Origin of the sequence: Collinsella aerofaciens, assembly GCF_039758815.1 — a bacterium.
GTDB lineage: Bacteria > Actinomycetota > Coriobacteriia > Coriobacteriales > Coriobacteriaceae > Collinsella > Collinsella aerofaciens_BP.
On the sequence record NZ_JBDMSK010000001.1, the window covers coordinates 28,481 to 53,294 of the forward strand.

Here is a 24,814-nt window from a genome sequence, read left to right on the forward strand (position 1 = left end):
AGACATGGCAGACATCGCATTCGAGAAGGACCTCGCCGTCGCCGAGACCGGCATCGTGGGCCTCAAGGTCGTCGACCTCGCCGTCCACGGCGACTCGCGCGGCTGGTTCAAGGAGAACTGGCAGCGCGCCAAGATGTGCGCCCTGGGCATCCCGGACCTCAGGGTCGTCCAGAACAACGTCTCCTACAACGACAGCCGCGGCGTCACCCGCGGCATCCACGCGGAGCCCTGGGACAAGTTCATCTCCGTGGCGCGCGGCTCGGTCTTCGGCGCCTGGGTGGACCTGCGCGAGGGCAGCGAGACCTTCGGCAAGGTGTTCACGACCGTTTTGGATCCCAGCAAGGCCATCTACGTCCCGCGCGGCGTGGGCAACTCCTTCCAGGCCCTGGAGGACGGCACCGCCTACACCTACCTGGTGGACGCCCACTGGTCCCTGGAGCTCAAGAGGACCTACACCTTCGTGAACCTCGCCGACCCCGAGCTCGCCATCGAGTGGCCGATCCCGCTCGACCAGGCCACCGTCTCCGAGGCGGACCTCAACCACCCGATGCTGAGGGACGTCGTCCCCATGGCGCCGAAGCGCACCCTCGTCACCGGCTGCAACGGCCAGCTGGGCCATGCGGTGCGCGCGCTCGCCGAGGAGCGCGGCGTCGCCAAGGACTTCGACTTCTGCGACATCGACACCTTCGACATGTCCGACCCGGACGCCTACGCGCAGTACGACTGGTCGCTCTACGGCACCGTGATCAACTGCGGTGCCTACACGGCGGTCGATAAAGCGGAGGCCCCCGAGGGCCGCGTGACCGCCTGGAAGGCCAACGCCACCGGCCCGGCCCTGCTCGCCCGCACCTGCGCCGGGCACGGGATCACCCTCGTGCACGTGTCCTCCGACTACGTCTTCGACGGCACGGCCGAGGTCCATACCGAGGACGAGCCCCTCAGCCCGCTGTCCGTCTACGGCCAGACCAAGGCCGCGGGCGACATTGCCGTGGCCGGCTGCCCCCGCCACTACATCATGCGCAGCTCCTGGGTCATCGGCGAGGGGCACAACTTCGTCAAGACGATGAAGGCGCTCTCCGACCGCGTCGCCGACCCGGACGACAAGCTGGACCAGGTCACCGTCGTGGACGACCAGCTGGGCCGCCTGACCTTCACGCGCGACATGGCGCGGGCCATCTTCCATGTGCTGGGGACGCACGCCCCCTACGGCACCTACGACTGCACCGGCTCCGGCGCCGTGAAGTCCTGGGCCGACATCGCCCGCGCCGTCTTCGAGGCCGCCAACGGCAACGGGGACAAGGTCGTGCCGGTCAGCACCGCCGACTACTACGGCGGCGCCGAGGGACCCGTCGCCCCGCGCCCGGTCCACTCCGCGCTCGACCTTTCCAGGCTCGAGTCGGTCGGGTTCCACATGCCCGACTGGGAGGAAGAGCTTGGGGAGTACCTCAAGACGCTCTAGCCGCTATCAACTTTTCGAGAGTAAAAGCCGCCGTTCTTTAACGGCGGCTTTTCTTGTTGATGGCTATCTGCGCAGTGGTGCCAATAGTATTTTGCGGAAGATCTTTCACTCGCTTGGCGTGGTGGCGGACCTGCCGGGCTGGTCATCGTAGGCGTATTTGCTGTACACGTTGACCTCCCACTGCTTTTTTTCGACCTTTGCCACGGAATCGAGGATGAAGCCGGTCGCAAGGCTCAGACCGCACAGGAACATAAACGACGCGGCGAGCATGGCGGTGGGGAAGCGCGGAACGAGGCCGGTCTGGAAATACTCGACAACGATGGGCGTGCCCAAGGCGAGGCCGATCACCGCAAACAGAAGCGCGACGAGGCTGAAGAACTTCAGAGGGCGGTAGTCCTTGAACAGCGTGCCAATCATCGCAACGACTTTAATGCCGTCGCTTACGGTATTGAGCTTGGACTCGGAACCTTCCGGACGGTCGCGGTACTCGATGGGCACATCTTTGATGCGCCAGCGGTGGTCGACGGCGTGGATCGAGAGCTCGGTTTCGATCTGGAAGCCCTCGGAAAGCACAGGGAAGGTTTTAACGAACGGGCGGCTCATGGCACGGTAGCCGGTCATGACGTCATCGAAGCTGTAGCCATAGATCCACTTGATCATGGCGCGGACCAGATTGTTGCCAAAGCCGTGGAAGGCACGCTTGTTCTCCTCGGCATAGGTGCCGTTGGAAAGGCGGTCGCCTACAGTCATATCGGCCGTGCCGTTGAGGATAGGCTCGCAGAGGGCTTTGGCCGCCTCGGCGGGGTAGGTGTCGTCTCCGTCGACCATCAGGTAGCAATCGGCGTCGATGTCGCGAAACATCTGGCGGCACACGTTGCCCTTTCCCTGGCGCGGCTCAAAACGCACCGTGGCGCCGTGCTCTGCCGCGATGTGTGAGGTGTCGTCCGACGAGTTGTTGTCATATACGTAGACCGTCGCTTGAGGAAGCTCGCGATGAAAGTCGTCGATGACTTTTCCGATGGTGACTGCCTCGTTGTAACAGGGGATAATAACGGCAATCGTTTGCTCGGCCATGAAGGTTCCTTTGGTCGCGTACAATCGAATCGTTTGTTTCGTGGTTAGGATGGGCGCATTGATTCGAGAGTTCAGGTTATTAGACGTGACACGTGCTGTTTTGCTGGTTGCAGCAAGTATCGTTACGGTGACGTATTGTAGTGGTTCCTTTGCCCTGTTTCCATCGGTCTTGGCGTGCATTGCGATAATCGCATCATTGGTTTACTTCAAAAAGTTGGGATGCAGGGATTTTGCATTTCCGTCTCTTGTTGGTCGAGTTAGCTGTCTTATGAGCTCCCTTGCATTTTCGTTTGTTCTTGTGTTGGGAGCTCATATTCGCGTGGCCGAACCGGTGATAGCTGGCGGGGTTAACGAGAATTATATCGAGCCGTATTCCGTGTATGATGTCGTCGCTTTTTGCATGATGACGGCGCTGGTCTTTTGGATTTTGTCGGCTTTGGTTCAGCTGTCTGGCTGTGGTCGTCGTTGTGCCTTCGTTAAGAAGTTTCAGAGGGCGAATGGCGGTGATACGTTCGTTCCTGTTTCGGTCTCGTCCGTTGCAATCCGTGCCCTTGTCATTTTTCTTCTGTATCTACCGTTCTTTATGAGGTATTGCCCCGGCCTGTTTTTTGGCGATACCTTTTCTTCGTTCGCTCAGATTATGGGGTGGAATCCCCTGAGCAACCATCATTCGGTTGCTTTCACTTTGATGATGGGCGCTTGCATCAAGATTGTCGGGTTGTTTGGGCTAGGCCTTTCGGCGGGCGTTGCATTGCTGACGGTATTTCAGATGGCCTGCGTTTCCTGTACGTTTGGCTATCTTGCTCTTTGGGTGACTTCCCGCCTGGGGGTTTCTGTTCGTTGGTCCTGGCTGCTCGTAGCTCTATTTGGCTTGTCTCGGTATTGCGCACTATATTCAGTGGCGCTCTGGAAGGACCCACTGTTTTCTTGCTGCCTTGTTTTGGTGGTGGCCATGCTTACTGATGCCGTTTTGGAGCATGGGTCTCGATTGGGTACGCCGCGTCTGCTTGTATTTGGCCTGCTTTCGCTGGGCGTCATGCTGCTGCGTAATAACGGTCTGTATATTTGCGCTGCGCTATGTATCGTGCTTGCAATAATTGCGGTACTGGGCCTACTTGGCCGCACTGCTCCGATGGAGTCGGCTTTCCGTATGGCTGTTCCTCTTGGATTGGCGATAGTTGCATGCTTGGTGATTACGGGTCCCGTGTACTCGGCGATGGGCGTTGTTCCGTCGGAGGATGTTGAGTCAGTGGGTATTCCGCTTGCCCAGATGGCCCGCGTTGCCGCGCTTGATGGTGATATGACCGAGTCCGATCGTTCTTATATGAACGAGCTGCTTCCAATAGGTCTTTATAAGGATGTGTATCGTCCCAGTTTAATTGATCCGCTTAAATGGAATGAAGGCTTTAATTCGGAGCATTTAAAAGATGGATTTTGGACCCATTGGGTCTCGATGCTTTTGCGCAATCCTTCTATCTATTTTGAGGCGTGGGAACTACAGACGTTTGGTTTTTGGGCCCCAAATGTAAAGGGTGCCGACGGCCTGCCTGAAAACTTTCTCATGGGCGTTCCATATAACCTTGTGGCCGACGCAAAGGCTTCTACGGGAGTTACATTTCGCAACTTGCTTGCACCCTTTGGCGATGGTGTCGATGTGGCGATTGGACTGAGCGCTTGGTCTATTTCTGGCGCAGTTGTCTTTTGGTTGCTCATGTTTTCGACAGTACTGTTGGTGTCTTGTGGTCGCGCAAGGTTTGCTTTGCCGCTTTTGCCTTTTTTTGTTGTTGTACGGGACGCTCTTTATTGCAAGCCCCATTTGGTATTGGCCTCGTTATATCGTTGCGGCACAATTTGGCCTTCCGGTTGCGTTTGTGGCGGTTGCTCGTGGTCTGTTGTTTGGTAAGGAAAGCACCGCAAATGATGTTGTGGGTTAGTTCTCCAGTTTTGCTACGCCGCCCTATGGCTTTGAGGGCGGGTCTATACTGTTCGGTTGTCAACGATTACGAGTAAAGGAGTTGCATCCGTGTCGGATCAGACAAAGCAACAAGAAACTCGCAGTCTGCCTGCGACGTTTGCCAAGAACGAATTTGAGAAGGACGCGTTTATCCTTCGTCAGCTGGTTACCAAGGATTTTAAGATCAAGTATCGCCGTAGCGTTCTGGGCGTCGCATGGTCGGTGCTCAATCCGTTGCTGATGATGATTGTCATGGCCATCGTGTTCTCGACGATTTTTGCCCAGGGCCGCAATGGCTCGATTACGCCCGAGATGTACCCGCTGTATTTGATCGTGGGTAACGTCACCTTTGCCGTCATGTCCGAGTCTACGAACCAGGCTCTGACGTCGATCGTGGGTGCTGCCCCGCTGCTCAAGAAGGTCAAGGTTCATCGCTGGGTCTTCCCGGTGCAGAAGGTACTCTTCTCGCTGGTTAATTTTGCTTTCTCGCTGGTCGCCGTTGCCATTGTTATGCTGTGGTTCCACGTTATGCCATCTTGGCATCTCATTCTGCTGCCTGTTTGCCTACTTTTGCTCATGTGCTTCTGCATGGGCCTGGGCATGATGCTCTCCGCTCTCACGGTCTTCTTCCGTGATGTCATGCATCTGTGGAGCGTTGTCATCACGGCGTGGACCTATATCACGCCCATCTTTTGGACGACCGATTTTGTTGCGCAGATGCCCCATATTGTCCGTATCTTGGTATATGCGAACCCCATGTACAACTATCTGCAGTTTATGCGCGATATCTTCCTGTTCCAGACTACGCCCTCGCTTATGACGTTTGGTATGTGCGTCGCTTGGGCGGTTCTTGCGCTTGTTATTGGCTACACCGTGTTCCATAAGTCCGAGCGCAAGTTCATCCTCTACATCTAAGGAGTGCTGTGATGACTGAATCTGTTGTTGATTACAGCGAGCAGCCTCTGGCTGTCGAGGTCGACGACGTCACCATGATCTTTAACATGGCGTCCGAGTCGCTGACCAACCTCAAGGAGTACTTCATCAAGCTTGCCAAGCACGAGCTGTTCTTTGAGGAGTTTAGGGCGCTTAAGCACATCTCGTTCGATATTCATCGCGGCGAGGTCGTGGGTCTGGTCGGCACCAATGGCTCCGGCAAGTCTACGATGCTCAAGATCATTGCTGGCGTGCTTGAGCCTAGTGAGGGCAGCGTTAAGGTACACGGTAACATCGCGCCGCTGATTGAGCTTGGCGCCGGCTTTGACCCCGAGCTGACCGCCCGCGAGAACATCTATCTGAACGGCGCTCTGCTCGGATATACCAAGGAGTTCATCGATGCCAACTTTGACGGCATTATTGAGTTCGCTGAGCTTCAGAACTTTGTCGATATGCCGCTCAAGAACTTCTCCTCGGGCATGGTGGCGCGTATCGCCTTTGCAATCGCGACGATTACCGAGCCCGATATTCTGATCGTTGACGAGACGCTGTCCGTCGGTGATGTGTTCTTCCAGCAGAAGTGCGAGGACCGCATCCAGCACTTTATCCAGAGCGGCGACGTGACGGTTCTGTTCGTTTCGCACTCCATGGAGCAGGTTGAGCGCATCTGCCAGCGTGCCGTTTGGATTGAGAAGGGTGACCTTCGCATGGACGGCCCGGTCGATGAGGTCTGCAAGGCGTACCGCGAGCAGTTCAACTAGGTTATAATTATTTGCGCCTGACAGGCTTGCGCTTGCTTTGGCGTGCGGTTATTTGCTCCATTAGCTCAGTTGGATAGAGCAGGGGACTTCTAATCCCAAGGTCGACGGTTCGAATCCGCCATGGAGCACCATCGTTTATTAAGCCCGGATCGCTTGGTGGTCTGGGCTTTTTTCGTCTTGCTGATGTGGATTGGCCTTTCAGCGACTCCAACGCATGGGCGTAGCCTTGGTTTTAAACGTTTTGCGTGGCTTACTGCTCTGCCCTCGAACACTCCGATAAGTCTTTCGCAACCGCATTCAGCGATTACGGCAATAGAACTTAGTGCGGCATTCTAGTCGCATCTTCAACATCCAGAAAATCATTCGTGGCGCCAACAAACTCCTGCATGTTCCTGACGATGCAGCCATCGTTATCGATGCGAATCTCAAAACGCTTCCAGGGGAACTTCATGACGTGGTAAAGGGTTACCAGCACATCCTGTTCTTTGCCAATTTTGAGCAGCCAACGGGCGCAGTTATCGCCGCAGGTGGAAGCATTAAAGACCATGTTGGGGAGATTGCGGACAAGCAGGAGCGTCTTTACTCCGCCGGATAACTCGAGCGGGCTGATCGAGCCCAGCTGCTTGCTTATGATGTTGTGAGAGCCGATGAACTCCGATCCGTCAACGCCTTTAATAATTTGCGCAGCCATGGGGTCTTCGAACCATGAATCCAAGTACGAGTTCCTAAAGAAGGTCTTGGTATCGTAGATGGAGCCGGGGTAATTTCCCAGATGAATGCTCAGCATGCGGGTCTCCAGACATTGTGTGACTGCAACGATTATATGCCAGTAATAAAATGCCGGCAGCAGCGAGATTGCTGCTGCCGGCACTGGCGTTGTAGTCACGCGAATCAGCGTTCGTGAATTGTCACCGTTTGCTTACTTTTCGAGATGCTCCCTCAGCAGCTCCATCGCGTGTGCGTAGCCCTGGAGGCCTTCGCCGGTGATGGTGACGAAGCAGGCTAGGCGCGCATAGCTCACTTGACGGAAGTCTTCGCGCGTCTCTACGGCGCTAATGTGGACCTCCACAGCCGGGATGGCGACGGCTTTGAGCGCGTCCAGGATGGCCACGCTTGTGTGCGTGTAGGCGGCCGGGTTGATGACGATGCCGTCGACCTTTCCGTAAGCCTCCTGGATCTTGTCGACGATGCTGCCCTCGTGGTTAGACTGGAAGACCTCGACCTCGTCGAAGCCCTGTGCGGCACCCGCTTCCTGGCAGATCTGCACTAAGCGATCGTAGTTGTCGCTGCCGTAGATGCCTGGCTCGCGAATGCCGAGCATGTTGAGGTTGGGGCCGTTAATGACGAGTGCTTTCATGGTTGCTTCCTTTGCAGTTGAAAAACCACCACAAAGGTGCCTGCCCCCTTTGTGGTGGTTTTGGTTAGAGAGCGGGTGGGAGGGTGTCGAGGAGGGCATGGGCGGTGTTGGCGGCGCAGTCGCGTGAGTCGATGATGTAGTCGGCCCAGGCGCGGTAGCGCGGCATACGCTGCTCGGCCAGCTTGTCGATGCCGTCGCGCGCGGTGATGGGGCGGCCCTTGTGGGCGAGCTCGTCGAGCTTGCGGTTGAGCATCACGATCTGGCTGTTCTGGTGCAGCAGCGGGTAGTTCTCGTCGCGCGTTACCACGCCGCCGCCGGTGGAGAGCACCAGGCCGCTGCGCTTGGAGATGTCGGCCAGCGCCGCCGTCTCCTGCTCGCGGAAGGCGGCCTCGCCGCGCTTGACGATAAAGTCGGCACAGGGCATGCCCAGTCGCTCCTCGAGGGCGCGATCCAGGTCGATGTGCTCGCGACCCGTGAGCAGGGCGATCTGCTCGCCCACGCGGGTCTTGCCCGAGCCCGGCATGCCGATCAGCGCGATGTTCTGTTCGCGGCGTGACAGGCGCTCCGTTACGTCCAGGATGCGCTCGCGCGGGGTGACTTGGCCGGTGTAGCGCTCGACAGCTTGTGCCGCCTGGGCAACAAGCATGAACAGGCCACCGATGCAGGTGATGCCGCGGCGCTCGGCCTCGAGCATGAGTCCCGTGCGAGCGGGGTTGTAGACAATGTCGATAACGCCCTCGAGCGCATCGAGCCCTTCGAGTGTGCAAGGCGCGTCGGGGCAGTGGGGGAACATGCCGGCAGGCGTGCAGTTGACGAGCAGGGCGGCGTCGGACTGCTGCGCGATGTTGCTGTAGTTGACTTCGCTCGTGCGACCCACGGGTACGACGATGGCGCCCATGTCTCCCAGCACCATACTTGCCGTGGTGCCGGCGCCGCCGGTGGCACCGAGCACGAGGGCCTTCTTGCCGGCAACCTCAACGCCCAACTCCTCGACCAGGCACCGAAAACCAAAGTAGTCGGTGTTGTCGCCGCGCAGGCGACCGTCAGGTAGGCGTGTGATGGTGTTGACGTTGCCCATGCGCTCGGCCAGGGGACTCAACTCGTCCAGGTAGTCCATGACGGCGCGCTTGTAGGGGATGGTCACGTTGGTGCCCTCCCATTCGTCGCCGGTCATAAAGGCCTGGAGGTCCTCGGGCTCGCGCTCAAAGCGCACGTACTCAAGCCCCGCGAGCTCCTTGTAGATGGTCGGGGTGTAGCTGTGGCCCAGCACACGGCCCAGTACGCCGTAGGGACGGGTTGCGGCGGTATCGGTCATCTAGAGCACCTCCGTGTAGCTGCCAAAGTAGGTGAAGCTCTCGCACACGTCGTCGATGGAATCGAGCAGGTCGTCGAGGGCCTTGCTGCCAAAGGGGCAGTCCAGATCAAAGTAGAACATAAACTCAAAGTCGCGGCCGGGGATGGGGCGGCTCTCGAGCTTGATGAGGTTGATGCTGAGCGCGTAGAAGCGCTCGAGCACGCGATAGAGGGCACCCGGCTCATTGGCCGTGGTGATCATGAGCGAGGTGCGGTTGGCACCGGGATAGACGCGCGGCTCGCGGCTGATGACGACAAAGCGCGTGTAGTTGTTGTCAGAGTCCTGGATATTGGGTTCCAGCACCTCCAGGCCATAGAGTGCCGCGCAGCTACGCGATGCGATGGCGGCAACATCGGTGCGCTCGGAGCTGGCGACCATCTCGGCCGACATGGCGGTGTTGGGGTACTTGGTGGCGTGCAGATCGTGCGCCTCGATAAAGCCGGCGCATTGCGCGATGGCCTGACCGTGGCTATAGACCTCACGAACATCCTGCAGCTTGGTGCCGGGCTTGACGAGCAGGTTGTGGTCGATCTTGAGGCGCAGCGAGCGCACAATGTGGAAGTCGAACTGCGCGAGCAGGTCGTAGACTGCGTTGACCGAGCCTGCGGTGGAGTTTTCGATGGGCAGTACGCCAAACTCGCAGAAGCCCTCGCGCACAGCGCGCATGACACCTTCGAAGGTGTCGAAGAACGCGATATCGGGCACGTCGAAGAGCTTGGACGCGGCGATTTGGCTGTAGGCGCCTTCCACGCCCTGGCAGGCAACGGAGGCCGTTTGAGGGAAGGGTGTGTCAAAGGCCGTGGCCGTGGCGTGGGCCTTTTGCGACACCGTGATGCCCTTGAGCTCATTGATGTAGCGCTGCTGCTCGGCCTTGCTCATGCTCATGAGGAGGCGGAACAGCGTGATTGTCTGCGCCTCGTAGCGTTCGGGCGCGCGGCCGGCAAGGTTGTTGAGCTTGGAGCGCTCGCGGGCGGGGTCGAAGACAGCCTTGCCCATCTCGATTTTTGATTTGGCGACTTCGGTGGCAATGTCCATGCGTTCGACAAAGCTATTGAGGAGCGTGGTGTCGATGCCATCGATGGCCTGGCGGATGTCGGCAAGGTCCATAGGGACCCCTTTCACGTGTCGGGGCTGCAGTGATTTTTCTGGGACGGGGATTAAATAATCATTGTGTACCTAATGATTATTTAATCCCCGTCCCAGAAAAATCACTGGGTGGGCGTGGGGGCCGGAGTTGGCCCCCACGGGGATTAACTAGCGCTGGGCGGCGTCTTCTAGGAGGGCGTCCCAGATGGCCAGCGCTGCGGCTGCTTCGGCTACGGGGACGGCGCGCGGGACGATGCAGGGATCGTGGCGGCCGTGGACCGAGAGCTCGGCATTTTCCATAGCGTCCATGTCCACCGTCTGCTGCTCGCGGCCAATGGAGGGCGTGGGCTTTACGGCCATGCGCCACATGACGGGTGCGCCGGTTGAAATGCCTCCGAGGATGCCGCCGGCATTATTGGACTCGACCTCGATCTTGCCAGTCTCGGCATCGATGCGATATGGGTCGTTGTTCTCGCTGCCGCGCATGGCGGCTACGGCAAAGCCCATGCCAAACTCCACGCCCTTTACGGCGGGAATGCCAAACGCTATCTGCGCGATGCGGTTCTCGATGCCGTCGAACATGGGGTCGCCGATGCCCGCGGGAAGCCCGTAGATGCCGCACTCCACGATGCCGCCGATGCTGTCGAGCTCGTCGCGCGCGGCCAGAATCTCCTCGCGCATGCGACCGGCGGCCGCGGCGTCGATGCAGGGCAGGTCGTTCGTAAGGATTGCCTTGCGGTCGGCCTCGCGATAGACCATATCGTCCATCGGCAGGTCGGAGATACCGCCGATCTGCGCGACGTGCGCCATGACCTTGATGCCACGGGCCTCGAGCGCCTGCAGCGCGATGCCGCCGGCGATGCACAAGGGAGCCGTCAGACGACCGGAGAAGTGTCCGCCGCCGGCGACGTCGTGCATGTTGTGGTACTTCACGCGCGCCGGAAAGTCTGCGTGCCCGGGGCGGGGCTTGCGGCGCAGCTCGGAATAGTCCTTGGAGCGCGTGTTGGTGTTCTCAATAATCGCGGCGATGGGTGCGCCGGTGGTGTGTCCATCGACCACACCGGCGATGATATGCGCGGCGTCGGCCTCGCGGCGCTTGGTCGCGGTCTCGTCGCGACCGGGGGCGCGACGGTCCAAAAAGGCCTGCAGCTGCTCCTGGTCAATGGCAATACCGGCAGGAATGCCGTCGAGTGAGCAGCCGATAGCAGGGGAGTGCGACTGGCCGAAGATGCTTAAGTGCAAGACGTTGCCAAAGGTCGAGGACATGCTATTCCTCCTCGAGCGAGACCTTGCCGCCCAACAGGCGGTAGTGGTCGAAGAAATCGGGATAGGACTTGTTGACGGCCTCGGCGCCGTGGATCACGACCTCGCCGGTGGCGCGGCTCGCGGCGATGGCGGCCATCATGGCGATGCGGTGGTCGTTGTGCGAATCGACCTCGCCGCCGGTTAAGGCATCGACGCCCTTGATGATGAGGTCGTCACCGGCAATACGCACCTGCGCGCCCAGCGCGGTGAGCTCGCGGGTGGTGGTGACCAGACGGTCAGATTCCTTGATGCGCAGGCGTGCGCAGTCACGGATGAACGTGCGGCCCTGAGCCAGCGATGCTACGGCCGAGATGACGGGCACCAGGTCCGGGATGTCGTGGGCACTCATCTCAAAGCCGGCGAGCTTGTCGGACTGCACCGTTGCGGCGTTCGTGGAGCGCACGATGCGGGCGCCAAAGCGCGAAAGCGCGGCGAGCACGTTGCGGTCGCCCTGTGCGGAGCTCAGCGACACGCCCTCGACGGTGATGGGGTCGGTGCCGATGGCGCCGGCGCACAGCCAAAAGGCCGCATTGGACCAATCGCCCTCGACCGCTACGCTGCCGGGCGTGCGGTACGAGCCGCTGTTCACGCGGAAGTTCGTGACCTCGGGCTGGCCGTCCTTGGCCGGAATACGCTCGACGTTGACCTCGACACCAAAGGCCTTCATGGCCTGGATCGTCAGGTTGATATAGGGGCGGCTCTCGATAAGGCCGGTCACCTGCACGCAGGAGGGCTGGGCCAGCAGCGGGGCCGCCAGCAGCAGGCCGGAGATATACTGCGAGCTCACGTTGCCCGGAAGCACAAAGGTGCCCGGGCGCATACGGCCGCTTGTCTTGAGCGGAAAACCGCCCAGGCCCTGCAGGTCGCAACCGGCGGCAATGATCTCGTCCGAGAGCGGGGAGAGCGGGCGGGCACCCAGGCGGCCCTGGCCCACGAAGGTGGCCTCCGCGCCCAGCGCGCAGGCGACAGGCAGCATAAAGCGCAGCGTGGAGCCGCTCTCGCCGCAGTCGAGCGTGCCGCCGGCAAGGGCCTTGAGCAGGCCAAATTCAATGCTCTTCATGGTGGGGTGGACCTGGAAGCCGTCCTCGACGGTCTCGATGCGGGCGCCGAGCGCCGTGAGGCAGCGCACCGTGGCCTCGATATCGGCGCAGGTCGTGTTACAGGTAACGTGCGTCTCGCCGTTGGCAAGCGCGGCGCAGATGATGAGGCGATGAGCCATCGATTTGGACGCGATGGCGGGAACGGTGCCCTTGAGCGGGGACGGGGTGATGCGGGCTAACATGCGGAAACGTCTCCCTTCTGGCCGAGGCCCTCGGCAATCAAATCGTGGAAGGTGGAAAGCGGCGTGCGGTCGATGCTGCAACGGCCAATGCCGTGCGGAATTACCAGGTCGATGGTGTCGCTCGCGCGCTTTTTGTCGTGGAGCGCCTCGGCAAAGACGGCATCGGCATCTAGGCTGCAGCGGGTCTTGAGGCCGTGGCGGGCGCAGAGCTCCTCAATACGATCGGGCAGCTCGGCATCGCAAACGCCATGCAGGGCTGCGGCGCGCGTGATGATGCCCATGCCAATCGATACGCAGTTGCCGTGGCCGAGCTCAAAGTGCTCGCAGGCCTCGACGGCGTGTCCGGCGCTGTGTCCAAAGTTGAGCAGCTTTCGCTGGTTGGTCTCGCGCTCGTCGGCAACGACCACGGCGCGCTTAATGTCGATATTGCGGGCGATGATGAGCGCCACACGGGCCACGTCGCGGTTCAGCAGCTCCAGCGTGAGCGGGGTCTTCTCAAGCTCGGCGAAGAGCTCGGGGTCGGCGATCACGGCGTGCTTGACGACCTCGCCGCAGCCGTCGGCGAACTGCTCGGGCGTGAGGGTTGCCAGGCACCCCACGTCGGCGATGACCACGCTCGGCTGCCAAAAGGCGCCGGCCAGGTTCTTGCCGGCTGCCAGGTCGATGGCCGTCTTGCCGCCGACCGACGAATCCACCATGGCGAGCAGACTTGTGGGAATCTGCACAAACCTGCAGCCGCGCATGTAGGTGGCGGCCACAAAGCCCGCCACGTCGCCCACGACGCCGCCGCCGAGCGCCACGATCACGTCGGAGCGCGAAAGCTCGTGCTCGGCCACAAACTCCAAAATGGCAACATAGGTCTCGGCACGTTTATGGGCCTCGCCGGCCTCGAAGGTGCAGATGCTCACCTCGTAGCCTGCGGCCTCCAGGCTCTGCTTAACGGGCATCTGGTAGAGGGGGCCTACGTTGGTGTCCGTCACGATGACGGCGCGGGTGCCGCCGGCGGTGGCACGGACGAGCGGGCCTGCCTGCTCTAGCAAAAACGTGCCCACATGCACCTGGTAGGGGCGTGCGGTGTCGATATCGATGGTAATCGCCATAAGCTTCGGTCCTTTCGACCTGGCGTGATGGGTGGTCTAGTGGGAGGCCTCGTCGTCGAGCGCGCGCTTGATGCGGTCGCCCTCGGCAAGGAGATTTTCCAGATAGCGCTGGTCGCGGTCTTTAAGGGCGCGGCTATAGGCGCAGAGCGATTCGATCAGATGGTCGATCTCGAAGGCGAGCGCATCGGCGTCGTCGATCATGAGCTCGGACCACATCTGAGGATTGAGGTGTGCCACGCGGGTGAGGTCGCGGTAGCTGCCGGCCGAAAAGCCGTGGTGGACCTGGGCGGTCGGGCTCTTAACATAGGCGTTGGAGACGACGTGCGCGAGCTGGCTTGTAAAGGCGATGACGCGGTCGTGCTCGGCGGCACTCGTTACGCTGAACTTGCCAAAGCCTAAGGGACGTACCATCTCGCGCACCTGGCCCAAAAGCTCCAGCTTAAGTGCGTCGTCCACTGCGGGCGGTACAAGCACGAGCGGTGCGTCCTGGAACAGGTCGGCGCGGGAATGCGCGTAGCCCGAGAACTGCGTGCCCGCCATGGGATGCGCGCCGACAAAGTAAAAACCGTGCTCGCGGGCAAGCTCAAAGGCGCGCTCGCACACGATGCCCTTGACGCCCACGGTGTCGATCACCACGGGGCCCATGATGGCCTCGGTGTCGGTGGCGTCGGCGAGTGCCTGGGCGTGCGCCTCGAGCCACTCGATGCAGGCCTCGGGGTAGCATGCCAGGACGATGATGTCGCATTCGCCGAGCGTCTCGTCGTTGAGCTCGCCGGCAACGGTGCCCATGCTGGCGGCCGTCATGACGTCGTCATCGGGGTCCCAGGCCAGCACGCGGACGCCCGCCTGCGCATAGCCGCGGGCAAAGCTGCCGCCGATGAGGCCCAGGCCCACGATGCCGGCGCACTTGGGGCCACCCTGGTTAACGCGTGCGTTTCTCACCGTACCCATGGCCTACTCCTGAACGGTCTCTTGGCAGACGACCTCGCGGATGGCGCGGATGCGGTGCATGGTGTCGTCGAACTGGTCGGGGGTGAGGGCCTGAGCGCCGTCGGACCAAGCGTGGCTCGGGTCGTCGTGGACCTCGATCTCCAGACCGTTGGCGCCGCAGGCGGTCGCGGCGAGCGCCATAGGCTCGACATAGCGGGTGTAGCCGGTGGCGTGGCTGGGGTCGGCGACGACGGGCAGGTGCGACAGGTGGTGCAGCACCGGCACGGCGTTGAGGTCGAAGGTGTTGCGGGTGCGGGTCTCGAAGGTGCGGATGCCGCGCTCGCACAGGATGACGTTGTCGTTGCCCTCGCTCATGATGTACTCGGCTGCCATAAGCAGCTCGTCGACGGTGCCGGACATGCCGCGCTTGAGCAGAATCGGGGTCTGCGTCTTGCCGACCTCCTTGAGCAGGGGAAAGTTCTGGGCGTTGCGAGCGCCGATCTGCATGACGTCGATCTTCTTGTCGAGGAAGACCTGTACGTCGCGCGGGTCCATGATCTCGGTGACGATCGGCATGTCGAGCTCGGCGGATGCCTCGCACAGCAGGTCCAGGCCGGCGGGGCCCATGCCCTGGTAGGCGTACGGGGAGGTGCGGGGCTTGTAGGCGCCGCCGCGCAGCATCGTGGCGCCGGCGGCCTTCACGCGGCGGGCGATGCGGATGAGGTTCTCGCCCTCGACGGAGCACGGGCCGGCGATGACCTGGAACTGGTCGCCGCCGATCTTGACGCCGTGGCCGCAGTCGATGACGGAGTCCTCGGGGTGGAACTTGCGGTTGGCGCGCTTGAACGGCTCGGAGACGCGCTGCACGCGCTCGACGACGTCCATGGACTCGAGCAGGAACGGGTCGATCTTAGTCGTGTCGCCCACCAGGCCGATGATGGTCTCGTTCTCGCCGCGCGAGACGTCGGTCTTGAGTCCCTTTTTCTCAATCCAACTAACAATGTGGCTTACGGCCTCGTCGCTGGCGCTCTGCTTTAAAATCGCAATCATGGTGTGCCTCTCACCTCGATGGATAACCCTTGCAAAAACGGCCCGCATCGCGAGCCGTATTATATGGTGCATGAGAGTTTATACTATCTGACTCGCTTTTGCCGCCTAAAGCGCGCCGTCGCGGCGCGTCTCCCACGTAATTGCAAAGCTTTTTCTATTATTTTGTTAGCCCGTGGCGCACTTGGGTATAATGCCAACCGTTCGCCCTATTAGCTCAGGGGATTAGAGCGTCTGCCTCCGGAGCAGAAGGCCGTTGGTTCGAATCCAACATGGGGCACCATCGAACGTAAGACCGTCCGAACCTCGCATGGTCCGGGCGGTTTTCTTATACCGACGCGACATGATGGGACGTGGTATGGCAACAACGGATATCGAGCGCGGACTCTCGACCGCCGAGGTCGAGGAGCGCATCGCCGCCGGTAAGATCAACCGCAACATGGAGCTCAAGACCAAGTCGGTCCGCGAGCTCATCATCGAGAACCTCTGCACGCTGTTTAACTTGATCAACGTGGTCTTGGCGATTTTGGTGTTGCTGACCGGTTCGTTTAAGAACCTGACGTTCCTGTTCGTGGTGTTCTTGAACACGGCAATTGGCGTCATTCAGTCCATGCGTTCTGAGCGGATGGTCGACAAGCTTACGCTGCTCACCTCTAAGAAGGCCATCGCGGTGCGCGACGGCGCCGAGGTGGAGCTCGACCTGGACCAGATCGTGCTCGACGATATCATTCGCCTGGGGCGCGGTGACCAGATTCCCGCCGACGCCGTGGTTGTGTCTGGCGAGGCGCTCGTCAACGAGAGCCTGCTGACGGGCGAGAGCGACCTCATCAAGAAACAGCCAGGCTCCGAGCTCATGAGTGGCAGCTTTATCGACTCGGGCCTGCTGCGCGCCCGCGTGATCCATGTCGGCGCCGATAACTACGTGGCAAAGATCAACAACGAGGCCAAGTACGTCAAAAAGGTCAACTCCGAGATCATGAATGCGCTGAACGCCATCGTGCGGTTCGCGAGCATTATCATGATTCCGCTTGGTCTGGCGCTCTTTTCCTCGAGTGTGAGCGAGCTGTGGGATGCCGCGGGAACCCCGGGCGATAGCGCGCTTTCCTGGTGTTTCTCCGAGCTGCTGGCCGGTCGAGTGCCTTCTTCGGCGCTGCTGTCCACGGTGGGTGCCCTGCTGGGCATGATTCCGCAGGGCCTGGTGCTGCTGACCTCGTCGGTGCTCGCGATTGCCACGGTGCGCCTGGCGCGTCGTAAGGTGCTGGCACAGCAGCTCTACTGCATCGAGACGCTCGCGCGCGTCGACGTTTTGTGCCTGGACAAGACGGGCACCATTACCTCGGGCCGTATGGAGGTCGAGGGTACCTACCCGCTGCCTGTTGAGGGTGTTGGCTTTGGCACGGACTCTGACGAGGCTGCTGTCCCCGTCGAGACCACGGTGCTCGACTTTGCTCTCGCCAACGTGGCGCGTGCGACCTCGGCAGATGCCAACGAGACCTGTCAGGCGCTGCTCAACTACTACGCCGATCGCCCGGTTGAGGTGTCCGAGCCGCTGTCGGTCATTCCGTTCTCGTCGTCCAAAAAGTGGAGCGGCGCGTCGTTTGTGCAGGGCTCCTATGTGATGGGCGCCGCGCAGTTTGTGCTCTCTGATCGCACATTTGCACAGGTCGAGAATCGTGTGGCCGAGCTCGCCGATACCTGCCGCGTGCTCGTGGTGGCACGCGTGGACGGCTTTACGCCCGACGGCGATATGGTGGGCGAGGCCGAACCCGTGGGCTTTGTGACCATTCGTGACGAGATCCGCACCTCGGCAGCCGAGACTATCGGCTACTTTAACGAGCAGGGCGTGACCCTCAACGTGATCAGCGGCGACGACCCGCGTACGGTGTCGTCGATCGCGCGCGTGGTGGGCGTGCCGGGCGCCGATGCCTACGTCGACGCCACGACGCTCGATACGCCTTCCAAGCTCGACGCGGCGGTGGACCGCTATCACGTCTTTGGGCGTGTGACGCCGCAGCAGAAGCGCGAGCTCGTACAGGCGCTCAAGCGCCGCGGGCACACCGTGGCCATGACGGGCGACGGCGTCAACGACGTGCTGGCGCTCAAGGAGGCCGACTGCTCCGTGGCGATGGCCGCCGGCTCCGATGCCGCGCGCAATGTTGCCGAGATCGTGCTCGTCGATAACGACTTTGCCTCGATGCCCGCTGTGGTGGCCGAGGGTCGTCGTTCCATCAATAACCTTCAACGCTCTGCCGCGCTCTTTCTGACCAAGACGCTTTTCTCGATGGGCCTGGCGGCGCTGTGCATCGCACTGCCGCCGTATCCCTTTGAGCCCATTCAGATGACGCTCATCAACTTCTTTTGCATCGGTGCGCCGGGCTTTGTGCTGGGCCTGGAGCCCAACAACGCCCGCGTGAAGGGGTCGTTCTTGACCAACGTGCTTAAGCGTGCACTGCCGGCGTCGATTGCAGTCATTTTGGCCGCGGCGCTCGATATTTTTGTGGCGCGCGTATTTGGCTTTAGCCAGCTTACGCTTTCGACCATGTTCCTGCTCACGTCGTGCGCGGCGAGCGTCAGCCTGATCTGGCGCATCTCGCAGCCGCTCACGCCCTTGCGCGTGGTGCTTTTCGTGTTTGTCATCGCTGGTATTTTGACGGGCGTTATCGGGTTCCCGGAGCTGCTGTCCATCGCCAACCTGTCGATGGGTCAGATGGTCATCTTGGCGGTTATCGTCGTCTTTACCTGTGCGGTGTTCTTTAAACTCGCCACGATGATGGACTCGCTTAAGCCCCGTCGCCGTCACGCGGCAACCGGTTTTGGCCGTGGCGTGCGCGTTCGCCTGGGTCGCGGCGGCGGCAAGGTGAGCTCGACGGGATCGACCGCCGAGCGTTTTGCCAAGCGCGTTGCCGCCGATATGGCGCAGCGCCGTGAGGTGCGCACTGCCCGCGAGGCCGAGGCCCGTGCACTCGAGGGCGTGGCCCAGGCCCAGCCCAAGAAAAAGAAGAGCGCCGTTGCCAAGCGCTCCCGCGTGACCAAATCGGCCCAGGGCATCAAGGTATCGATGCCCAGCAAGAAGAATAAGCCCGTAAAGAAAGACTAGCCCCAACGCCTCCCTAAGTTGCGGTGAAATAGGGACTGTTTAAGCGTTTTAACCTCCTATTCAGTCCCTATTTCACCGCAACTTAGGGGTGAGCGGCGATGTTGAATTGGTGCCTTGCGCTTGTGGGGCCGTGTCGATGTTATGCTCTAACCTCGATTGTTTGAATTGCTTCGGAAAGAGGATGCCGTGATCTGCCCGCATTGCCTAAAGACCATCGAGGACGGCGCCTCGTTCTGCCCCTATTGCAACGCATACGTTGGTCCGGGCGATGGCCCCGAGCATACCGAGTTCGTGTTCTGCGACGGCTGCGGCGCCCGTCTGTCCCCGCATGACCGTACCTGTCCCAAGTGTGGACGCCCCGCGCCGGGCATCCTTTCCAAGGACGCGGCCGCATCCGACCTGGCCGCAGGGCGCACGGCCGGCTTTCCGCGCCTGACGCAGGAGCAGATCGATACCGAGGTGCCCCACGCGCCGGCATCTGCCGCCGCGGTGCTCTCCGACGCAGCCGACCCCAACGAGACCTGCGTGCTGCCTGCCTTCGATAAGGACTTTGGCATCCCCAAGGTCGATATTCCCACGCCGGTATCCCTGCGCGATGATGCCCAGCCCAAAAAGCAAAAGCCCAAGCGCAAGGTCCACCCCGACGAGGATGCCTATCACAAGCATAAGCGCCATATCCCTAAACCGCTCATCGTCATCGCGGTGCTCGCCGCCGTGTGCGGTGGTGCCTATTGGTTTGTGACTGCCGATCCCATGGGTGTCATGCCCGGCTTCTATGACCAGTTTGGCCAGGCCGCGCAGACCACCTTCCCCACGCGCCAAAAGGGCGAGGCGACTGAGGACGATACCAAGCAGGACGATTCTGCCGAGGTGGTCCAGGAAGAAACCGTGCTCACCGATGATCAGCTCTATACCAGGCTCGACGGTCTGTATCAGACCATCGTGTCCTACGGTGACGAGGACCAGATCGGCGAGGTCATCGATTCCTTTAACAACGGCTATCTCCGAACGCCGCTGTCCACCCGTCAGGAGCTGTCACAGAGTGCCTACGCCCTGCGCGACCAGATCAAAAAGACGCAAGATGAGCTCAACAACCTTAAGTACCAAGACGATACGGTCTATGCGGACGACATCGCCCACTTAAAGCAGCTTGCCGAGTGGATGTATGAGCGCGTCGACGTGATCTGCCAGAGTTGGGACATCTCGCTGGCCATTCCCGATGGCGAGTCGATGAGTTCCCACCAGAGCGAGATCCTGGCGCCCATCGCACAGGGCGGCAACAGCGCGCTGAACCAGTACGACGCCAATGTGGGTTCCTGGAAGCCGCAGCAGCGTTCCAAAAATTAGTTCGCCATAGTCGGCATAACCTACGTGCGCAATTGATGTAAGCGCATGCTTATTGCTACAATTCGTACAAATATGCTTTAAACGCACGAGGAAGGAACCACATGTTTGGTTTTAAGAAAGAGCTCTACACGCCCGAGTATCAGCTTGCCGGCGACGAGTGCGCCGTTATCGAGACGTCGAAGGGTACCATCAAGGTCAAGTTTGACGGCGAGGGCGCTCCCATTCATGTCGCGAACTTCTGCGAGCTTTCTACGATGGGCTTCTATGATGGCCTTAAGTTCCATCGCTATGTGCCCGGTTTTGTCATCCAGGGCGGCGACCCCAATACCCGCGATATGTCCGGCGCCGACGTCGCTGCCGGCCTTGAGGGTCCCGACGGCATGCCCGGTACCGGCGGCCCCGGCTACTGCATCAAGGGCGAGTTTGCCACCAATCCGCGCAACAGCCATGTTGACGGCGCGCTTGCCATGGCCCGCTCCATGGATCCCGATTCCGCGGGTTCGCAGTTCTACTTCTGCCTGGGCGCCCAGCACAACCTCGACTCCGGCTATACCGTCTTTGGCACCACGGTCGAGGGCCTCGACGTCATCTCGCAGCTGCGCGCCGGCGACGAGATCGTCCATGTCGAGATCGTTCACGAGTAAAGGGGACTTCCTTGAATAGCCAGCTGATCCAACAGGGCCGCGCCGCTTACCGCGCGGGTGATTTTTCCGCTGCAGCCCAGATGCTTGGGGCGGCAAAGACTCCCGATGAGATTATGGGCGAGGCCGATCACCTTCGTGGCAACGCCTTGATGCACCTGGGCATGTATGCCGAGGCCGCCGAGGCCTATGCTGCCGCCCTCAACGACGGCACCTACGGCAAGCGCGGCGCGCTGCTCACCAACCGCGGCAAGGCGCTCGCCGCCGTGGGCGACTACACGACGGCCGCCCAGGCGTTCTCTGCTGCCACGCAGGATGCTTCCTATGCCACGCCGTTCAAGGCCTATCTGGGCCTGGGTAATGCGCTGTTCCAGTCGGGCGACTATGCCAACGCGGGTACTGCCTTCCGTCAGGCTGCCATCGACGGCGCCAATCCGGCTCCTGCCGCCGCACTCGGCGAGCTCGGTCGTTGCTTCATTAAGCTCGGCCGTCCGGCGGATGCCGTGGAGACCTACCGCACGGCTATCGACTTTGCCGGCCCCCGCGACGACACGCGCGCGCTCAATGCCGGTATGGGTCAGGCACTTTCTGCCGCCGGCCGTCCCTCCGACGCTCTCGACGCCTTTAACGCCGCTACTGCCGATGGCATCTACCAGCTCACCTCTGAGCAGGCCGATGAGCTTGCCCGCGTGCATGATTCGCTTGCCGCACTGTCTGCCCAGACGGCTATGGCCACGGCTCCGGCGCCCGCGATGGACGCTCCTGCCGTCGATCCGCTCGATCCTACGGGCGCGACCGGTCAGTTTATGCCCGATCCCTCGGACACCGGCTTCTTTACGCTGTCCGAGTCCGAGATGGTCCAGCAGGACCGTCAGGATCGTAAGCAGGCCAAGGTCCGTCGTCGCCATCGCCACACGGGTCTCAAAGTCTTCATCGTGCTGCTCCTGCTCATTTTGATTGCTGCGGGCGGTCTGGGCTTTGCCTACACGCGCGGCTTTGGCTTCCCCTCGCAGGAGTCGGTTATCACCGATCTGTTCCAGGCTGCCGGCGACGGTGACACCGCAAAGGCCGAGTCTTGCCTGGCCTCGAGCCTGTCCGAGGACGCCAAGTCGATGATCATCTCCTCGATTCCGCAGGGCGCCACCGTGTCCGTCGAGGGCATGGATCAGTCCATGACCGAGACGACCGCCAAGGTCAAGGCTTCGCTGTCCAAGGGCGGCGAGCAGGAGTACACCGTCAAATTCGTGCGCTCCGACAATCATATCGGCTGGGCCGTTTCCTCGCTCGATATGGATTTCTCGGCTGCTGACAACCAGTAGTGACCTTATGGGATTTAGCTTTGCCCGGCGCTTCACCGCAAGTGAGGTGCCGGGCTTGCGCTAGTATCATGAGCTAGTAGTTTTCCAGCAATCATCCAACACATCAGGAGTTGCGTTGTTTTCTTTGATGGATATGTTCTTCGGTAGCTATGCGGGCGATCTTGCCATCGACCTCGGCACCGCAAATACGCTTGTCTCCGTGCGCGGCAAGGGCATCGTCATTCGCGAGCCCTCTGTCGTCGCCATCGACAAGAACGACGAGCGCATCCTCGCGGTCGGTATCGAGGCAAAGCGCATGCTCGGCCGTACGCCCGGCAACATCGTGGCCGTTCGTCCCCTGAAGGACGGCGTCATCGCCGACTTCGATGTTACCGAGGCTATGCTTCGCTACTTTATCGACAAGGCGTCCGAGAAGCGCTATCCGTGGACCCCGCGTCCGCGCGTTGTCGTCTGCGTTCCCTCCGGCGTCACGTCGGTCGAGAAGCGTGCTGTCTTTGAGGCCACGATCCAGGCTGGCGCTCGCCAGGCCTACCTGATCGAGGAGCCCATGGCTGCCGCTATCGGCGCCGATCTGCCCGTCGAGGAACCCACCGGCTCCATGGTCATCGACATCGGCGGCGGTACCACCGAGGTCGCTGTTATCGCCATGGGCGGTATCGTCGTCTCGCAGTCCATCCGTATTGCCGGTGACGAGTTCGATCAGGCTATCCTCACGCACGTTCGTGATGCCTACAACCTGGCCATCGGCGAGCGTACGGCAGAGGACATCAAGATCAAGGTCGGCTCCGCCGTGCCGCTCAAGGACGAGCTCGACGTCGAGGTCAACGGCCGCGACGTGATTACCGGTCTGCCCAAGACCGTGCGCATCGAGAGCGAGGAGATTCGTCGCGCGCTCAACAAGCCGCTCGACGAGATGGCCAAGGCCGTCAAGGACGCCCTCGATGCCACGCCTCCCGATCTTGCCTCGGACCTTATGTACTACGGCATTTTGCTGACTGGTGGCGGCGCGCTGCTGCGCGGTCTCGACGTGCGCCTGCGCGATGAGACCGGTGTTTCGGTCAACGTCAGCCCCACGGCGCTCGATAACGTTGTTAACGGCTGTGCCCGCGTGCTCGAGGCCAATGCGTTTGATGGCGGCTTCGTCCAGACCAATGCTTAATTTCCAAAAGGTGGATTCCATTTGGCACGATCTTCGGGTTTCTCCACAAATCTGAATACCAAACGACAATCAACGGGTATGCGCCCGTTGATTGTTTTCAGCCTGATTTCGGTGTTGCTGCTCACGTTTTACATCCGCGAGGGCGAGGCAGGACCGATTCATGCCGTGCGTTCAGGTGTAACGACGATTACCTCTCCGGTACGCTTTGTGGGCTCGGCTGTGGCGGCTCCCTTCAATGCGATCGGCAACGTGTTCTCTAACCTTACGGCGTCGCAGGACACGCTTGACGAGCTTAAGAAGCAAAACGAGGAACTGACCTCTAAGGTCGCCGAGCTTTCTGAGGCTCAAAAGACTGCCGAGCGCCTGGAGGGCCTGGTCGGGCTGCAATCGACCTACAACCTCAAATCGACCGCTGCTCGTATTGTCGGCGCCTCCGGCGATGCCTGGACCTCGACCGTCACGATTGATAAGGGTTCTGCCGACGGGCTTACCATCAACATGCCTGTGACGAGTTCGGCCGGTGTTATCGGCCAGATTATCGAGGTATCGGCCAAAACGTCGACCGTGCGACTGATTGGCGACGAGAACTCGGGCGTTTCCGCCATGGTGCAGGATACGCGCGCCCAGGGCATGCTGCAGGGTCAGGCTGACGGCACGCTGCGTCTTGAGTACGTGAGCGTCGACTCCGATGTTAAGGTTGGCGACATCATCGTGACCTCGGGCATCGGTGGCGTGTTCCCCAAGGGTCTACCGCTCGGCACCGTCTCGTCGGTTGAGAAATCGGCAAACGATGTGTACTACACCATTGTGGTGCGCGCCCAGACGACGGCCGAGAACAACGAGGAAGTGCTGGTCATTACCTCGCTGACCGACGAACAGTCGGCCTCGGATGAGGACGTGAGCACGGCCAACAGCGCGCCGCAGGGAACGTCGCGCGATGCTGCGACCAAGACGAAGGACGAGAGCTCGGATGACAGTTCCGACACGTCCGAGACGACCGATTCCGGCTCGAACGAATAGGGGGGGCATGTCCATGGATCTACACGAGCAGGGGATGAGCTCCCGCACGTTTGTGATCGCCGCCATTGTGTGCGTGCTGCTGCAGGCAGGCCTGGCACCGCAGATCTCCATTGCGGGCGGTCGCGTCAACTTCATGATTATCCTGGTGTGCCTAAGCGTGTTCTCGGGCGACCCGACCCGTGCCGTCGTGTGCGGTTTTTGCAGCGGCTTGTTTTATGACCTGTCCGCTGCCGTGCCGGTGGGCGTTATGTCGCTCCTGCTGACCGTGGGCTCTTTTGCCCTGGTGCACAGCGCCGTCGGTCAGACGGGCGGTACCCCGAGTGCGCGCGGCATCACCGTGGGCGCCTTTGCGCTCGTCATTAATGTGATCTACAGCATCATCTTGCTGTTTATGGGTTTGGAGACGAGCTTTGTCGTGGCGATCTTTGGGCATGCGTTGCCGTCTTCGATCCTGACGGGTCTGGTTGCCATTCCGTTTTTGATGTCCGGCGTCGTGCCGCAGTCCGGCTATGGATTCTCCGCACGTGGCGGACGCCAGACGGGTATGCGCTTTAAGCCCAAGACCCGCAAGCTCAAATAGGGGAGGCCC

Annotated in this window: 21 protein-coding genes and 2 tRNA genes; 13 read left to right on the plus strand and 10 right to left on the minus strand. The window is 60.8% G+C overall.

The annotated features are described in order from the left end of the window. Positions 1-4 precede the first annotated feature (4 nt). On the plus strand, positions 5-1,459 hold the full coding sequence (locus tag ABHT90_RS00095; protein ID WP_346981211.1) for a sugar nucleotide-binding protein: 1,455 nt from the start codon (positions 5-7) through the stop codon (positions 1,457-1,459). A 105-nt stretch (positions 1,460-1,564) separates the two neighbouring features. On the opposite strand, the gene ABHT90_RS00100 is transcribed toward ABHT90_RS00095, so the two are convergent. Then, a complete protein-coding gene (locus ABHT90_RS00100; RefSeq protein ID WP_346981212.1) occupies positions 1,565-2,533 on the minus strand; it encodes a glycosyltransferase family 2 protein in 969 nt (322 codons plus the stop codon). Positions 2,534-2,591: 58 nt separating this feature from the next. Here ABHT90_RS00100 and ABHT90_RS00105 point away from each other — a divergent pair, with 58 nt between their 5' ends. The 4 genes from ABHT90_RS00105 (at position 2,592) to ABHT90_RS00120 (ending at position 6,312) form a co-directional block, all read left to right on the plus strand. After that, positions 2,592-4,436 carry a DUF6020 family protein gene (locus ABHT90_RS00105; RefSeq protein WP_346981213.1) on the plus strand — a complete coding sequence of 615 codons (1,845 nt, stop codon included), beginning with the start codon at positions 2,592-2,594 and terminating at the stop codon, positions 4,434-4,436. A gap of 120 nt (positions 4,437-4,556) precedes the next feature. Continuing rightward, positions 4,557-5,402 (plus strand): ABC transporter permease, encoded by an 846-nt coding sequence (locus tag ABHT90_RS00110; RefSeq protein ID WP_346981214.1) that lies wholly within the window; start codon positions 4,557-4,559, stop codon positions 5,400-5,402. 11 nt (positions 5,403-5,413) lie between these two features. After that, positions 5,414-6,181, plus strand: a complete 768-nt coding sequence (locus ABHT90_RS00115) for an ABC transporter ATP-binding protein (protein WP_022094777.1) — start codon at positions 5,414-5,416, stop codon at positions 6,179-6,181. A 54-nt stretch (positions 6,182-6,235) separates the two neighbouring features. Next, a tRNA-Arg gene (locus tag ABHT90_RS00120) sits at positions 6,236-6,312 on the plus strand. Between the two features lie 188 nt (positions 6,313-6,500). On the opposite strand, the gene ABHT90_RS00125 is transcribed toward ABHT90_RS00120, so the two are convergent. From ABHT90_RS00125 to aroF, 9 genes are all read right to left on the minus strand, one after another. Further along, positions 6,501-6,968 (minus strand): DUF4869 domain-containing protein, encoded by a 468-nt coding sequence (locus tag ABHT90_RS00125; protein WP_346981215.1) that lies wholly within the window; start codon positions 6,966-6,968, stop codon positions 6,501-6,503. 132 nt (positions 6,969-7,100) lie between these two features. Further along, on the minus strand, positions 7,101-7,538 hold the full coding sequence (aroQ, locus tag ABHT90_RS00130) for a type II 3-dehydroquinate dehydratase (RefSeq protein WP_346981216.1): 438 nt from the start codon (positions 7,536-7,538) through the stop codon (positions 7,101-7,103). A gap of 64 nt (positions 7,539-7,602) precedes the next feature. Further along, positions 7,603-8,853 carry a shikimate kinase gene (locus ABHT90_RS00135; protein ID WP_346981217.1) on the minus strand — a complete coding sequence of 417 codons (1,251 nt, stop codon included), beginning with the start codon at positions 8,851-8,853 and terminating at the stop codon, positions 7,603-7,605. Then, positions 8,854-9,999 carry a prephenate dehydratase gene (gene pheA / locus ABHT90_RS00140; protein WP_346981218.1) on the minus strand — a complete coding sequence of 382 codons (1,146 nt, stop codon included), beginning with the start codon at positions 9,997-9,999 and terminating at the stop codon, positions 8,854-8,856. It abuts the gene before it with no gap. 147 nt (positions 10,000-10,146) lie between these two features. Beyond that, on the minus strand, positions 10,147-11,244 hold the full coding sequence (gene aroC, locus ABHT90_RS00145) for a chorismate synthase (RefSeq protein WP_346981219.1): 1,098 nt from the start codon (positions 11,242-11,244) through the stop codon (positions 10,147-10,149). A 1-nt stretch (position 11,245) separates the two neighbouring features. Continuing rightward, positions 11,246-12,565, minus strand: a complete 1,320-nt coding sequence (aroA, locus tag ABHT90_RS00150; RefSeq protein ID WP_346981220.1) for a 3-phosphoshikimate 1-carboxyvinyltransferase — start codon at positions 12,563-12,565, stop codon at positions 11,246-11,248. Beyond that, the gene (gene aroB / locus ABHT90_RS00155) at positions 12,559-13,665 is read right to left on the minus strand and encodes a 3-dehydroquinate synthase (protein ID WP_346981221.1); all 1,107 of its coding nucleotides are present in this window, start codon (positions 13,663-13,665) and stop codon (positions 12,559-12,561) included. The genes aroA and aroB overlap by 7 nt, the downstream gene beginning before the upstream one ends. Positions 13,666-13,701: 36 nt before the next feature. Then, a complete protein-coding gene (locus ABHT90_RS00160) occupies positions 13,702-14,616 on the minus strand; it encodes a prephenate dehydrogenase (protein WP_346981222.1) in 915 nt (304 codons plus the stop codon). 3 nt (positions 14,617-14,619) lie between these two features. Next, complete coding sequence (gene aroF / locus ABHT90_RS00165; RefSeq protein ID WP_346981223.1) at positions 14,620-15,645, minus strand: 3-deoxy-7-phosphoheptulonate synthase; 1,026 nt, start codon at positions 15,643-15,645, stop codon at positions 14,620-14,622. Positions 15,646-15,848: 203 nt separating this feature from the next. On the opposite strand from aroF, the gene ABHT90_RS00170 reads away from it, so the two are divergent. The 8 genes from ABHT90_RS00170 (at position 15,849) to ABHT90_RS00205 (ending at position 24,805) form a co-directional block, all read left to right on the plus strand. Further along, a tRNA-Arg gene (locus ABHT90_RS00170) sits at positions 15,849-15,925 on the plus strand. Positions 15,926-16,000: 75 nt separating this feature from the next. After that, positions 16,001-18,739 carry an HAD-IC family P-type ATPase gene (locus ABHT90_RS00175; RefSeq protein WP_346981224.1) on the plus strand — a complete coding sequence of 913 codons (2,739 nt, stop codon included), beginning with the start codon at positions 16,001-16,003 and terminating at the stop codon, positions 18,737-18,739. A 186-nt stretch (positions 18,740-18,925) separates the two neighbouring features. Next, the gene (locus ABHT90_RS00180; protein WP_346981225.1) at positions 18,926-20,086 is read left to right on the plus strand and encodes a zinc ribbon domain-containing protein; all 1,161 of its coding nucleotides are present in this window, start codon (positions 18,926-18,928) and stop codon (positions 20,084-20,086) included. Between the two features lie 101 nt (positions 20,087-20,187). Beyond that, positions 20,188-20,730 (plus strand): peptidylprolyl isomerase, encoded by a 543-nt coding sequence (locus ABHT90_RS00185; protein ID WP_006236059.1) that lies wholly within the window; start codon positions 20,188-20,190, stop codon positions 20,728-20,730. An 11-nt stretch (positions 20,731-20,741) separates the two neighbouring features. After that, a complete protein-coding gene (locus tag ABHT90_RS00190) occupies positions 20,742-22,046 on the plus strand; it encodes a tetratricopeptide repeat protein (protein ID WP_229065279.1) in 1,305 nt (434 codons plus the stop codon). Positions 22,047-22,173: 127 nt separating this feature from the next. Next, the gene (gene mreB, locus ABHT90_RS00195) at positions 22,174-23,205 is read left to right on the plus strand and encodes a rod shape-determining protein (RefSeq protein ID WP_006236061.1); all 1,032 of its coding nucleotides are present in this window, start codon (positions 22,174-22,176) and stop codon (positions 23,203-23,205) included. A 78-nt stretch (positions 23,206-23,283) separates the two neighbouring features. Further along, entirely contained in the window at positions 23,284-24,225 is a 942-nt protein-coding gene (mreC, locus tag ABHT90_RS00200; RefSeq protein ID WP_346981226.1) for a rod shape-determining protein MreC, read from the plus strand. Between the two features lie 7 nt (positions 24,226-24,232). Further along, positions 24,233-24,805: a rod shape-determining protein MreD gene (locus ABHT90_RS00205; RefSeq protein WP_346981227.1), complete on the plus strand. Its 573-nt coding sequence runs from the start codon at positions 24,233-24,235 to the stop codon at positions 24,803-24,805. The last annotated feature ends 9 nt before the right edge of the window (positions 24,806-24,814 follow it).

Bases quoted from the DNA above. Each gene is read 5' to 3' on its own strand.
- mreB (WP_006236061.1), top strand. From the start codon at position 22,174: ATGGATATGTTCTTCGGTAGCTATGCGGGCGATCTTGCCATCGACCTC.
- ABHT90_RS00185 (WP_006236059.1), top strand. From the start codon at position 20,188: ATGTTTGGTTTTAAGAAAGAGCTCTACACGCCCGAGTATCAGCTTGCC.
- aroC (WP_346981219.1), bottom strand. From the start codon at position 11,244: ATGTCCTCGACCTTTGGCAACGTCTTGCACTTAAGCATCTTCGGCCAG.
- aroF (WP_346981223.1), bottom strand. From the start codon at position 15,645: ATGATTGCGATTTTAAAGCAGAGCGCCAGCGACGAGGCCGTAAGCCAC.
- ABHT90_RS00100 (WP_346981212.1), bottom strand. From the start codon at position 2,533: ATGGCCGAGCAAACGATTGCCGTTATTATCCCCTGTTACAACGAGGCA.
- aroB (WP_346981221.1), bottom strand. From the start codon at position 13,665: ATGGCGATTACCATCGATATCGACACCGCACGCCCCTACCAGGTGCAT.
- ABHT90_RS00175 (WP_346981224.1), top strand. From the start codon at position 16,001: ATGGCAACAACGGATATCGAGCGCGGACTCTCGACCGCCGAGGTCGAG.
- mreC (WP_346981226.1), top strand. From the start codon at position 23,284: ATGCGCCCGTTGATTGTTTTCAGCCTGATTTCGGTGTTGCTGCTCACG.
- pheA (WP_346981218.1), bottom strand. From the start codon at position 9,999: ATGGACCTTGCCGACATCCGCCAGGCCATCGATGGCATCGACACCACG.
- ABHT90_RS00205 (WP_346981227.1), top strand. From the start codon at position 24,233: ATGTCCATGGATCTACACGAGCAGGGGATGAGCTCCCGCACGTTTGTG.
- aroA (WP_346981220.1), bottom strand. From the start codon at position 12,565: ATGTTAGCCCGCATCACCCCGTCCCCGCTCAAGGGCACCGTTCCCGCC.
- ABHT90_RS00125 (WP_346981215.1), bottom strand. From the start codon at position 6,968: ATGCTGAGCATTCATCTGGGAAATTACCCCGGCTCCATCTACGATACC.
- ABHT90_RS00160 (WP_346981222.1), bottom strand. From the start codon at position 14,616: ATGGGTACGGTGAGAAACGCACGCGTTAACCAGGGTGGCCCCAAGTGC.
- ABHT90_RS00095 (WP_346981211.1), top strand. From the start codon at position 5: ATGGCAGACATCGCATTCGAGAAGGACCTCGCCGTCGCCGAGACCGGC.
- aroQ (WP_346981216.1), bottom strand. From the start codon at position 7,538: ATGAAAGCACTCGTCATTAACGGCCCCAACCTCAACATGCTCGGCATT.
- ABHT90_RS00115 (WP_022094777.1), top strand. From the start codon at position 5,414: ATGACTGAATCTGTTGTTGATTACAGCGAGCAGCCTCTGGCTGTCGAG.
- ABHT90_RS00135 (WP_346981217.1), bottom strand. From the start codon at position 8,853: ATGACCGATACCGCCGCAACCCGTCCCTACGGCGTACTGGGCCGTGTG.